Genomic DNA, 12,536 nt, shown 5'->3' with positions numbered 1-12,536 from the left:
GCTTAGGTGAGTCTATTCATATCAAAGATCATAAATAACATTATTATTTACAACACTTTCTTATTTGTGAATAAGCGAATATACCTTGCCATCATTATCATCCACCCTATTTGGCTTTAAAGGCCAATGTGTACAGTCCTTTTCTATCGAAAAAGATTCTCAGGCGGTTCTTGTACAATGCCGCCGAGATAGGCGGTTTAAGGTTGAAGAGCCAAGAACTGAAAGCCAATGTACCGTCGATCACTACGTAAGAAGACGGGTACATGACTTACCTGTTAGTGGACGTCCTTGTCGCATCGAAGTTGAACTCGCTCAGACCAGAAATAAAGACGGCATAAGGTTAATTGAAGCGACTGAATTCGTTGCCAAAGGAGCGAGATATACAACTCGCTTCTGTAAGTTCATCAGTGGATTATGCCGGTACATGAGTATTCACGCAGTGTCTCAACATCTAGGAATTCGTTGGGAAACGGTAAAAAACATTGATAAGGAATATCTACATTCAATTCTGCCAGGCTTGGAGCCAGCGAAGCTTAACAACTTAATCCATATTGGCGTTGATGAAGTAGCCAGAGCCAAAAGGCATGACTACATGACCGTTGTATACGATTTGGTTTCTGGTCATTTAATTTGGGTCGAACACGGTAGAAAAGCAGCAATCCTTATTTCGTTCTTCGAGCAATTCTCAACAACTACAAGAGACGGTATTAAAGCGGTTTCAATGGATATGGGTCAGCCTTATCAATCGGCAGTAAGGAAAATGCTCCCTAACGCAGATATCGTTTTCGACCGATTTCATGTGATGCAAAACTACTGCTTACTCATCAAAAAAGAACGCGCCAAAGCCTTTCGAAATGGTTCTCATGAAGATAAAAAGATGCTCAAAGGAACGTTGTTTCTCTTGCTAAAAAACGCCCATAAGTTGGATGAAAGGCAGTCAGATAGGCTTGGTGATTTACTCGAGAGTAACAAGACTCTCTGCATTGTATATGCTGAAAGAGCAGTTACAAGCGATATGGGATGAACCGTGTTACACGTCGATGGTTAAGGCACTTGAAGCTTGGTGCGGTCTTACTAGGTCAACGAGGATATTGTCCTTGTATAATTATGCAGACGCACTATTGGATAAAAAAATTGGTGTATGCAATTACGCAAAATATAGATTAACCAACGCTCGAGTTGAAGCGGGGAATGTCTCTATTGGCTTACTCAGGCGAAGAGCTAGAGGGATACGAGACATTGAATACTTCAAACTCAAGATCAGACAAACATCAGTCCCTGATACCCATTCAACCTTTTATCCAAATATCAAGCTCACCTAAGCGGAGAAGAGCCGGTTACATATGGAAAAGCTTAATACCACTGACTTTCGCTCTCTGGCACGACGAGAGAAAAATGCACAAAAGCGGATCCGTCTTTTGGCATTAGCACATTTCAGTGAAGGGCATAACCGCATTGAGATCACGAGTATTCTTAAGGTGAGTCGTACCAGTGTAAACAAATGGGTAAGTGATTTCTTAACCGACGGTTTAGCGGGCCTTGAGCACAAAACATCACCTGGCCGACCTCCATCTTTAAACAAGACTCAATCTAAACAACTCGCAACATTCATTGAGCAGCAAAGTTTATCTGAAGAAGGTGGCAGACTATCGGGTGCTGATATTAATGAATATATTTTTCAGCACTTTGGTATCAATTATGAACCATCAAGTGTCTATAGAGTATTAAAGCGGCTAGGTTTTTCTTGGATAACGAGTAGGTCAAAACATCCTAAACAATCCCAAAAAGCACAAGAAGCTTTTAAAAAACTTCCGCTTGGAAACGATCCTTAACATCCCCGGTCATATTGCCCTGACTCAAGTTGATGTTTGGTTTCAAGATGAAGCTCGTATAGGGCAACAAAACACGACGACACGCTTATGGGCAAAAAAAGGAAGTCGTCCAAGAGTCGTTCGACAACAACAGTTTGAGTACGCTTATGTTTTTGGGGCGGTATGTCCGTCGAATGGAAATACCGAAGCGTTGATCACTCCATGGGTAGATAAAAGGTTCATGCGGCAACACCTAAAGTTAATTTCTGAAGCAACTCTTCCAGATCGCCACGCTGTCGTGATCATGGATGGTGCCGGTTGGCATACAAAAGATCTAGATAATGAATTCGATAATCTAACCATGATTAAACTACCTCCCTATTCACCAGAGCTTAATCCTATCGAACAAGTTTGGGGATGGATGAGACAGCGCCATTTAGCCAATAGGTGTTTTGCCAATTATGAGGACATTGTCGAGCAATGCACGCAAGCTTGGAATAGCTTTATTAGTGACATTGATACTGTAAAGAATCTATGCAATCGTTCATGGATAAATCTGACCAGATGATTATACCGATTGGTATTAAAGTATTCTATATTTACATATCTAAGTAATAAAAAACCGCCAATTAAGGCGGTTTTTTCATTCCTAACGGTTAGGTGTGGTCAATGCGTGGTCAGCGAATTGCCAGTTCCTTGCTGTGCAAGGCTTTCAGGTCGATATATAAGCCCCTAGCGGGGCTTTAATACCAATAGGCGTCTTACCCCTTTAACTTTTTACCACAATGCCAGCAAGTATCGCTAGGAAGCCTATATGAAAAATAACCTTTCATGATCTGATTCTTATTACAATGATGGCAAAAATATCCAAACACCATATAAAATATGTAGATACCTAGTGTCATCCCAACCCAAAATAGTATTTCATGCAGAGCGCTTCCTTTTACAACAATAAGCTTGTAAACCATAGTGAGTAACACTTGAATTAACAACGCCAACTTAAATTTTATGGATCTTTTCATTTTTTTGCCCCTACAAATATTCTCTTAGAAGGTTTCTTTAATAGCTTCATAGGCTTTAGTTACCGCTTGTCCAATATCTTCATTCGTTATTGTAACAGTCTGGCTAACACTAGCATCAAGACCTATGGCCGCCCCAATTTCAGTAGCCACAGAAGTCTCACCTGATGCTAGCCCCCCTAATGAAACTGCTACAGGACCAAGTCCTGCATCAATTGACGCATCAGTTCCTTGAAAAGTTTCGGAAGTATGACTACCTTCCTCTTTGCCAAAGGTAGCACCTCCAATTGCTCCAACTTTAATTCCTGTTTGTTTTAAAAGGCCTTTGGATGAATCACTATCAACTTCAGAAGCACTTCTATTGATTCGAGCAAAAGCACCACTCGTCGTCGAACCATCACCAGCAGAATTTGGTGTAAATGTTACTATCCCAACATCAACAGAGCCGTAAAAAGGCATTTTTAAAGAAATGTATGTAGCTTTAAAGTCTTTACCATCTGGGTCTGTATATTTATAAGGGTTGTTCGCAGCATAAGCGTAACGATTAAAGCTATGTACATCTCTGAATGCTAACGGATCATTCGAATAAAAACGCCCGATAAGTGGATCATAGTATCGTGCCTGCATATAGGTTAGGCCGAGGTCTTCATCTTGTAAATGACCCGTATATCCTATTCCCGCTTTTTCACCCCCAAGACGTTTACCAAATGGTTCATATACACTACGACTGACCACTTGTCCTGATTCGTTCGTTTCCAGCACTGGTGTACCCAACATATCAGTATGCTGGTAAGTGACTTTGCTGTTACGTGAAACTGTGCCCGCAACGTAACCCACACCACATTGATTATGAGCATTACAAGCTTGTACCTCTACTTTATTATTGCCAAGTGCTAATCCTGCCAATGAATAATAAGTACCTGTGACCCTAATGATTTGTTTTTCATTGTTTTCATCAGTAATGATGATTTGATAATAACTCGCATTGTCAACCGCTGACCAACTCAAATCATAACGGCCATCCGTGCTCGTTGTCGCAACCTGCCCTAAATGACTTGAGGGCATAATAGGAATAAACGTAGTTATATCCCCTACCGCGATGGGAATAAACACAGTACGACCTTGCTCAGCCTGTGCAGATTGACTGACCATACTTCCAATAAGGAAGAGAGCCATAAAATAGAATATCAATAATGTTGAATTTTGTGTTTTCATACCTGCCTCTCCTTTATCGACTTTCAATATCAGCAATTAATTGTTTTCCAAGATAGACACTGTCTATTTTGTCGTTATTTGCCTTCTGTCGATACAGCAATTGCCCAGCTTGGCTATAAACACTGTAATTATTATTCTTTTTCACTCTGCGGTTATGACCATCATAACGATAAGGTATGCCTTTCGCCGTGGAGACTTGATTGGCACGGTTAAATGACAATCCATAACGGCCATTATGAATCACATTACCCCGTGTATCGTAACCGTAAGTGTAACCATAGGCGCCACGGATATTGTTCAATCGGTTCAAGTTGTTATAATTATAGTGAATAGTTGAACCACTGATACTGCGGCTTAATATGTTACCTAAACCATCATAACTATAACTTCCACGCCCCCATTTACCATCAGCAGTTAACAGACGATTCACCCCGTCGAAACTCATATTATCGATGTCGTTATTACGGTCAACCCAATCAATCAACCCTATTAAATTATCATTTTGGTCATAACTTGGGTCTAAGCGTAATAAGTAACTTGCACCTTTACTGTCAGAGATAGCATCAATACGGCCAGTGGTGTCTAATGCCACATTGCGCACAATGCCATTACCGTACGTTAATTGCTTTAGCTGTCCATTAGGATGATAAGTGACATGACTTGCATATTGGTGACTCCCTTCTGCAGCTTGTGTCGCTTGACCTAGTGCATTTGGCGCATAACTAATCGTGCGACCTGAGGGATAACGAAGTGATGATACTGCACCAAGATTATTGTATTCCCAATCCAACACGTAGTTCTTCCCATCAAGTGCCAAGGTTTCCTTCTCTACTAAGTTGAGCGAGTTATACAGATAACTCCAACTAATGGCATTATTTCCACTACCAGCAATAAGATATGTGAGATTGCCGTTAGCATCGTAACGATAGGTTTTATCTGGTGTAGAGTCAGGATAATTTTCTGAATTTAATCGACCTAAATGGTCATAATCCAACAACACTTTGTCAGAAGCTGACACCGAAGAAGCGGTGCAACTATTATTGCCCCCCCCTAGACCTTCAGCACGCCAAATGGGTTGACGCATGGCATTGTAACCATGAACGGTTGCGCCAGTTTCAGGACGATAAGTTTTACAAAGGTGTTGTTCATTATCATAAAGCCGTGTTTCCGTAACCTCCCCTTGTGTTATAGACGTTACCTGGTCAAATTCATTATATTCGATATGAATATCATCACTATCTGGTGTTTCAACCGTTACGGGTAATGAGTTACTCAAATCTCGATAAGGAAGGTATGTGGTGGTCGTTACGTTATTCTTTGCATCGGTTACTTGTTGACGATAACCACTTAAATACTCAATATTACTGGTTGCATTATCACTTTGACGCGTAATTGACGTTGTACGACCTAATGCATCGTACTTCGTGAGCATTCCAACCGTATTACTTGCGTTATTGCTTGGGAACGATTGCAATGTTGGCCTACTTTCATGGTCATATTGCGTGCGCTGATAACTCACCGTTGCAGGATTGGTTTTATCACGCGTTCGCGTGAAGGTTGGCCTTAATAAACCATCATGATAAATTGTGTTTTCATAATTACCTTGAGTAACCGTTTGCCTTAACTGACCGACAGCAATGTGACTACCGGCAATACCATCGTTTGCGGTTGTAACAACATGATAATCAATGAGTGTGTCAGTCCATTTGGGGTCAACATGGTCAATCTTAGTTAACCAGCCCATATTGTTGTAACTGTAGTTAGTTTTCCGGCCATTAAAATCAGTTACATTTTTCGTGGTGCCATCACTATTAAACTCGTATAAAGCAACTATCGTATTGGCGCTACTGCCATTTGTGGTATCACAACCATTGGTTATTGAACAAGGTAACGTCACCTTACGGGGTTTGCCTCGGTAATAATTATCATATTGAATATATCGGTTGGATAAAAGATAGGTTATTTTTTTAACGTTTCCATCTGAATGATAATCTATGTTAGAGATGTGGTTTGACAGCATTCCAGTAGCTTTTTTAAGCATAAATGGCGATGTCACTGAATATTTGGATGCTTTAGTTTGCTTATAAATACTTCCCTCTACAGCTGTAAATTCATATTTAGGTAGATTCAACACCCAAGCATCATAGTCATGCTCATATGTTGTCTTATAAGAGCGATACAACCCCATACTAGAATCACTGATGGAAGTTGTTTCAGGAGCATCAAAACGATTATAGTCTGAGTAATAGGTCGTCACTCCAGTCGCACCGTCGTATTGATATTCTATGCTGGTTAGTCTGGGGGTTGTTTCGTCACTTTCCCCTTCATCCCAATAACTTGTACCGCTAAGCCCTTTAGCATCAGATAAGTGATATGAACGCAACTCTGTCAATGCTAATGGTGATGTATGCGTGTTTGAATATTCAATGGCCCCTATCGTGCCGAGTAATCCTGACCGAGCTCTACGGTTAACATAGAACTTGGTTGTACTACCATTAGATGCTACTTTTGTCACTAATTTATAGTTTAATCGGTCAACCGTTGTAGGAACGGGGGCTGACAGAAGGCTTTCTTTGGGGGGATTGTTATCCTGAAAGTATAGAGTTCCAAGTGTTTCAGAGTAAGTATAACTTTCTGTTATAGGTAATTGATTGCCATTAATAGTTTTGTTCATCAACGCATAGGTATAACTGCAAGGTCCTGTGTTGGGTCCTGCATTAGAGAAGTGGCTACTAACAAAGTCAAAATCGAATGTCGCAATAGCACCTTGAGAATTGATGACAGTCATAGGGGAGTTTACATGCCAAGCAGGATAGTAATCCCATAGACACTTCCATTGATTGTTAGAATCAGCACCGTAAAGTGTTGGACTAGTCAATTTATAATCCCACGTTAAGCCATTCGGTTGTTCGATGAGTAAGTGATTACGTACTCCACGTATTCGGTCCTTTTTATCTATATCTAACGTGTAGCGCCACGTTTCCCCTGTAGAGCTAACTGCAACGGTGTTATCAGTGCGAGAAACTGTAATACGCCGATTATCATTACTAGAAATACTTTTAAGGCGAACAGCTATATCATGTTGCTCTGGCCACATATCAATATGTTCAGGCCAATATCGGTCACTCACCTCATATTCATAATTAACCCAATTACCGTGTTTATCTTCAATTTTACTGACAAAAAGAGTTCTATAATCTTTTATTATATGAGCCATAATATCAGGTGGTGTTGAATCTAATGCCGCTGTACCTAAAGAGCCGCCAACAATGTTTCGTTGGCGTCTCGCTGGAATATCAAAATAATATGTATCACCTGAGGGAGAGGTCGCTTTAAAGCCTTCTTTACCAGTAGTCGCTGAGGTATAACAAGCTAGTCGCCAATTTGAGCGGGTTGTGTAAGGGTATTTTTCAATGCTGATATTAGACGAAAGTATGCCCGTATTGTTGAGTAATTTTTCATTAATCTCATGTTCAGGCACAATCAACCTTGCACGAGAAAAAAATAATTCTCTATCTATATCTAATGAATTCCAATCCTCTTTAGTGCCCTTTCTGTTGTATTTCTGCGAACCGCTACAATACAGTCCATCACGCCAAGATATTGGCATGTTATTTCCGTCGGAATCACCATTACCATAAGTCATTTCAATTTTAGGGATGTCTTCTATCCATGTTGTAATGGATGAAAAACTGGTGGGATGAGAGATGGAATAACTAACACTGAGTTTTGAATTGCCTGGAATGGATATATCGGTTCGTTTAAACGTTACCGAACCTGATGAAACATCATAATGATCACCAAAATCATTTATGCTTTCAATTGGTGATTTTAAAATTGATTGGCTTGCATTAGCAGCACTTATTAACGTCTCAAATCCAGAGTTTCGACTCGATAAACCACGAGCAACACTTTCAGCCGCTTCTACTTCTACGGAATTAGCCTCTTCCGTTTCGATTGCCACTGCATTGTCAGAAACGACTTTTTCTGTTGTGGGAGATGCCGAAGCAGATGCACTAAGCAATAGTGAACATAAAACGAAAAACCATGAAAAAGAACGAAAGGTATGCATGTCGACTCCATTTTGCTAATTGGCTAAAACCTTTAATTTAGAGAGTGTAAATTTCACGTCTCGATTAAGAATGATTTTTAACCACAAGGTAGATGCAAATGACAATTGTTTCCATGAAGGTTGTCGATAACGGTGACGAGGGTCACGTATGTGCAGGTGAATTTACAATAGCCCCCAGAAAATGAACAATTATTTCCTATTCTCAGCACTTTAATCATTAAAATGTTAACTCGAAAAAATTGAATTTATAACATCTTAATTTAACTTTTTCGAATTTATACCGATCGGTATAAAAATGTGATCTAATATGGCGAGTTAATTTTAACGATTTGGTTACATATGGAAAAGCTTAATACCACTGACTTTCGCTCTCTGGCACGACGAGAGAAAAATGCACAAAAGCGGATCCGTCTTTTGGCATTAGCACATTTCAGTGAAGGGCATAACCGCATTGAGATCACGAGTATTCTTAAGGTGAGTCGTACCAGTGTAAACAAATGGGTAAGTGATTTCTTAACCGACGGTTTAGCGGGCTTTGAGCACAGAACATCACCTGGCCGACCTCCATCTTTAAACAAGAGTCAATCTAAACAACTCGCAACATTCATTGAGCAGCAAAGTTTATCTGAAGAAGGTGGAAGACTATCGAGTGCTGATATTAATGAATATATTTTTCAGCACTTTGGTATCAATTATGAACCATCAAGTGTCTATAGAGTATTAAAGCGGCTAGGTTTTTCTTGGATAACGAGTAGGTCAAAACATCCTAAACAATCCCAAAAAGCACAAGAAGCTTTTAAAAAACTTCCGCTTGGAAACGATCCTTAACATCCCCGGTCATATTGCCCTAGTTCAAGTTGATGTTTGGTTTCAAGATGAAGCTCGTATAGGACAACAAAACACGACGACACGCTTATGGGCCAAAAAAGGAAGTCGTCCAAGAGTCGTTCGGCAACAACAATTTGAGTACGCTTATGTTTTTGGGGCTGTATGTCCGTCGAATGGAAATACCGAAGCGCTGATCACTCCGTGGGTAGATAAAAGGTTCATGCGGCAACACCTAAAGTTGATCTCTGAAGCAACTCTTCCAGATCGTCATGCTGTCGTGCTCATGGATGGTGCCGGTTGACATACAAAAGATCTAGATAATGAATTCGATAATCTAACCATGATTAAACTACCTCCCTATTCACCAGAGCTTAATCCTATCGAACAAGTTTGGGGATGGATGAGACAGCATCATTTAGCCAATAGGTGTTTTGCCAATTATGAAGATATTGTCGAGCAATGGACACAAGCTTGGAATAGCTTTATTAGTGACATTAGACTTTGATGTGAGCAGGTACAAACTCAAGCTTTTCACTGCTATCTTGCCCCATTAACGTTAATTTATGGCCACAGTGCCATTGTTTTTCTTCATCACTGATATCATGAATAATAACGTCCCGAGGCAAAGCTTGGGATAAAAGCGTACGCTTTGGTTGCTTATTAGGCTCTAGACGCTGATGACTATCAGTTTCAGCTTCTGTATCTTCTTCAGCAATGATGGTTTCGGCTTCATTAAACACTTCTCCTTGATAGTCACGCTTTTCACTGCTGGTACCAAAACGCTTTTGCTTAGCCAAGCGAAATTATTCAAGTTGATATTGAATCGTTTGTTGTAACTCAATAATAGTCATTTGCTGAGCAGTAATTACTTCACCTTGTTCTGAGACAAGCTGAAGTTATTGAAGCAGCATTTGCTTCAACATATCAAGGTTGTCAGGCAAGGAGTTTAACGTCATATTCATAAGGACATTATACCAAGTCAATGATAAATAAGACGATAAATATATAAAACATGAGAAATTAAATCTAACTGTAATTGAGCACCTGGACAGGTTGATGACCTAATACATCATAACCAGATAACAGCCAATGCAGCTCCTGTTCTGATAATGACATATTGTTATTCTTAATTTTGGTTGGCCATTTGAACTTAGCTTGCTCTAACCGCTTATACCAAAGAGCAAAGCCTGTGGTATCCCAATAAAGTATTTTTAGTTTGTCATGAGACTTGTTACAGAACACAAAGAGGCTACCATCAATGGGGGAAAGTGCCATATGTTGCTCAACGATAACAGTCAACCCGTTAATTGATTTGCGAAAATCAACCGCATCACGGTGCAAGTAAACATCTGGGAGCTGCTGAAACATTAACATGGTAGCAGTTCCCGGATAAGTGTTGCCATATAGCTTGCTGGTAATGAGCATGGGAAGCTAAATATCCCTACAGACGTTTGTAAACTTATCGTTTCTGATTGAGTGACCACTGAGATAACTACGGTGGCTTCTGGCATTGCTGGTGTTTCGACAATGGATGTAATTTTCACAAAATCATTAACAGCTTGGAGCAACTCTGGCCTAGCGCCTCTCTTATAGAAAGTACTGGTACTAATTTGATGTTTTCGACAGAAATCTTTCACTGATAAACCGCAAGAAGGCTGCGATGCTAACAGTTGTTGCCATTCTTCTTCAGTTCGTATTGTCATGTTGACTCCCATTAATATATGAGGTGTTAACATAGTCAATCTGACTTATTATCTGTAGATGTACTTCACCACACGCTTACGTTTTTTCATTCCTAACGGTTAGGTGTGGTCAATGCGTGGTCAGCGAATTGCCAGTTCCTTGCTGTGCAAGGCTTTCAGGGTGATATGAAATCCCTCGTAGGTTTTTTTAATGGGAATAATTGACAGATATTTTTATTGGTTTTTTCTATAGATTTTGTATGTGATTGAAATAGATGTGGTCAACATGTGGCAACTTCCACCGTGTTTCAGTTGTAAATCAAGAGCTTACAGGAGAAAAAAAGGAGGCTATTGCCTCCTTTTTTATTATCTAAACTCTAGCTAGTGACTTTAGCTCCTCTAACCACGGCGAGTCTTTACACTCTGATTAAGCGTTTCAAGTAACGACTCCGTATCATCCCAACCGATACAAGCGTCGGTAATACTTTGCCCATAACAAAGGGGTTCACCTTGAATATAATCTTGTCGCCCCTCAACGAGATTACTCTCAATCATGACACCAAAAATGGCCCGGTCGCCTTGACTTAATTGCGCAGCAATATCTTCGCCGACCAACATCTGACGCTTAAACTGCTTAGCACTATTAGCATGACTAAAATCAATCATGATATTAAGCGGTAAACTGGCCTTATCGAGTTGTTGTTTTACTTCGCTGACATGTTCAGCGCTATAGTTAGGTTCTTTGCCACCACGAAGAATAATATGACAATCTTCATTTCCTTTCGTTTCAACAATAGCAGAGTGACCGAACTTGGTAACAGAGAGGAAATGATGTGGTGCACTTGCTGCTCCAATCGCATCGATTGCAACTTTAATCGTACCATCTGTACCATTTTTAAACCCAACTGGAGAAGATAAGCCTGACGCTAACTCACGGTGAACCTGTGACTCAGTCGTTCTCGCGCCTATCGCTCCCCAACACATAAGATCAGCAACATACTGTGGCGTGATCATATCGAGAAACTCACCCGCTGTAGGCATACCAAGATCATTCAGATCCAATAGCAGTTTACGTGCAGTTCGGAGTCCATCATTGAGTTTGAAACTGTTGTCCATATCCGGATCATTAATTAACCCTTTCCATCCAACAGTAGTACGCGGTTTTTCAAAATACACTCGCATAACAATTTCGAGCTGATCTTTATACTGTTCTCTCAATTTAACTAACTGCTTACCGTACTCTAGCGCAGCCACAGGATCATGGATAGAACAGGGACCAACGACCACTAATAGACGATCATCTTTTTTTCTAAGAATTTGATGTATACTTTCACGCGCATTAAATACGGATGTCGATGCATTCTCTGTCGCCGGAAATCGCTCCAAAATCGCAATTGGAGGCAATAGTTCTTTAATCTTATTAATTCGTACATCATCATTTTTATAATACATGGTAATCAACTACTCCGGCTAACCTATAAATACAGCTCTCTCAACAGCACTACTAACTTCAATTTATCCAGTATTTATCGACAATGCAATCAAGATATAATAAATAAACAAACAAACAGATTTATTCCATAAAAATCATAACCATGAGTAATGCTAAAATAAATATTACATCTTATTCACTGGGTAAAGCTGGAAGTATATCCTACTAACATTTATGAAATCGTGGCTTTTGATAACCATCACAGCTTAAACATACATATATTAGATTTTATAAAACAAGCCATGATGAAGCCTGTTAACAAGTGAACTTAATATTAACTTTTCTTCTCAGCGACCTTAAGAAAGAATGGATCAATACACCACAAGCTAACCAAAACATCTAGCCAGACCAAAACCGCAACGACTATCAGACAATAACATCAAAAAGACTGATTTTTAGCCTATTGACAGTAAAAAT

Annotated in this window: 7 protein-coding genes and 2 pseudogenes; 3 read left to right on the top strand and 6 right to left on the bottom strand. The window is 39.9% G+C overall.

Going from position 1 to position 12,536, the window contains the following annotated elements; translation table 11 throughout:
• The first annotated feature begins 85 nt into the window (after positions 1 to 85).
• A pseudogene (locus HWQ47_RS06165) lies at positions 86 to 1,322 on the top strand (ISL3 family transposase).
• 21 nt (positions 1,323 to 1,343) lie between these two features.
• Positions 1,344 to 2,379, top strand: a protein-coding gene (locus tag HWQ47_RS06160) for an IS630 family transposase (protein ID WP_443020110.1) whose coding sequence is annotated in 2 segments (ribosomal slippage) — positions 1,344 to 1,802 and positions 1,804 to 2,379 — 1,035 coding nt in all. Because the reading frame shifts where the segments join, the coding sequence is not laid out codon by codon here.
• A 478-nt stretch (positions 2,380 to 2,857) separates the two neighbouring features.
• Here HWQ47_RS06160 and HWQ47_RS06155 read toward each other — a convergent pair.
• Together HWQ47_RS06155 and HWQ47_RS06150 are read right to left on the bottom strand one after the other, a co-directional pair.
• Positions 2,858 to 4,045 (bottom strand): RHS repeat-associated core domain-containing protein, encoded by a 1,188-nt coding sequence (locus tag HWQ47_RS06155; RefSeq protein WP_269970296.1) that lies wholly within the window; start codon positions 4,043 to 4,045, stop codon positions 2,858 to 2,860.
• Positions 4,046 to 4,058: 13 nt separating this feature from the next.
• Positions 4,059 to 8,117 (bottom strand): RHS repeat domain-containing protein, encoded by a 4,059-nt coding sequence (locus tag HWQ47_RS06150; RefSeq protein WP_269970295.1) that lies wholly within the window; start codon positions 8,115 to 8,117, stop codon positions 4,059 to 4,061.
• A gap of 339 nt (positions 8,118 to 8,456) precedes the next feature.
• Between HWQ47_RS06150 and HWQ47_RS06145 the strand changes: the two are divergent.
• Positions 8,457 to 9,450, top strand: a pseudogene (locus HWQ47_RS06145) (IS630 family transposase).
• Here the strand turns inward: HWQ47_RS06145 and HWQ47_RS06140 are convergent.
• From HWQ47_RS06140 to aroG, 4 genes are all read right to left on the bottom strand, one after another.
• Positions 9,440 to 9,742 carry a transposase gene (locus tag HWQ47_RS06140; protein ID WP_269970294.1) on the bottom strand — a complete coding sequence of 101 codons (303 nt, stop codon included), beginning with the start codon at positions 9,740 to 9,742 and terminating at the stop codon, positions 9,440 to 9,442. The pseudogene HWQ47_RS06145 and the gene HWQ47_RS06140 overlap by 11 nt on opposite strands.
• Before the next feature lie 229 nt (positions 9,743 to 9,971).
• Positions 9,972 to 10,319 (bottom strand): IS66 family insertion sequence element accessory protein TnpB, encoded by a 348-nt coding sequence (tnpB, locus tag HWQ47_RS06135; RefSeq protein ID WP_269970293.1) that lies wholly within the window; start codon positions 10,317 to 10,319, stop codon positions 9,972 to 9,974.
• Positions 10,313 to 10,648 carry an IS66 family insertion sequence element accessory protein TnpA gene (gene tnpA, locus HWQ47_RS06130; RefSeq protein ID WP_269970292.1) on the bottom strand — a complete coding sequence of 112 codons (336 nt, stop codon included), beginning with the start codon at positions 10,646 to 10,648 and terminating at the stop codon, positions 10,313 to 10,315. The genes tnpB and tnpA overlap by 7 nt, the downstream gene beginning before the upstream one ends.
• Positions 10,649 to 11,026: 378 nt before the next feature.
• Positions 11,027 to 12,079: a 3-deoxy-7-phosphoheptulonate synthase AroG gene (gene aroG / locus HWQ47_RS06125; RefSeq protein WP_269970291.1), complete on the bottom strand. Its 1,053-nt coding sequence runs from the start codon at positions 12,077 to 12,079 to the stop codon at positions 11,027 to 11,029.
• Positions 12,080 to 12,536: the final 457 nt, after the last annotated feature.

This window comes from Shewanella sp. MTB7, assembly GCF_027571385.1.
Taxonomy (GTDB): Bacteria; Pseudomonadota; Gammaproteobacteria; order Enterobacterales; family Shewanellaceae; genus Shewanella.
The sequence above is the reverse complement of the archived record's forward strand: the minus strand, read 5'-3'. Positions and strand labels throughout refer to the sequence as shown.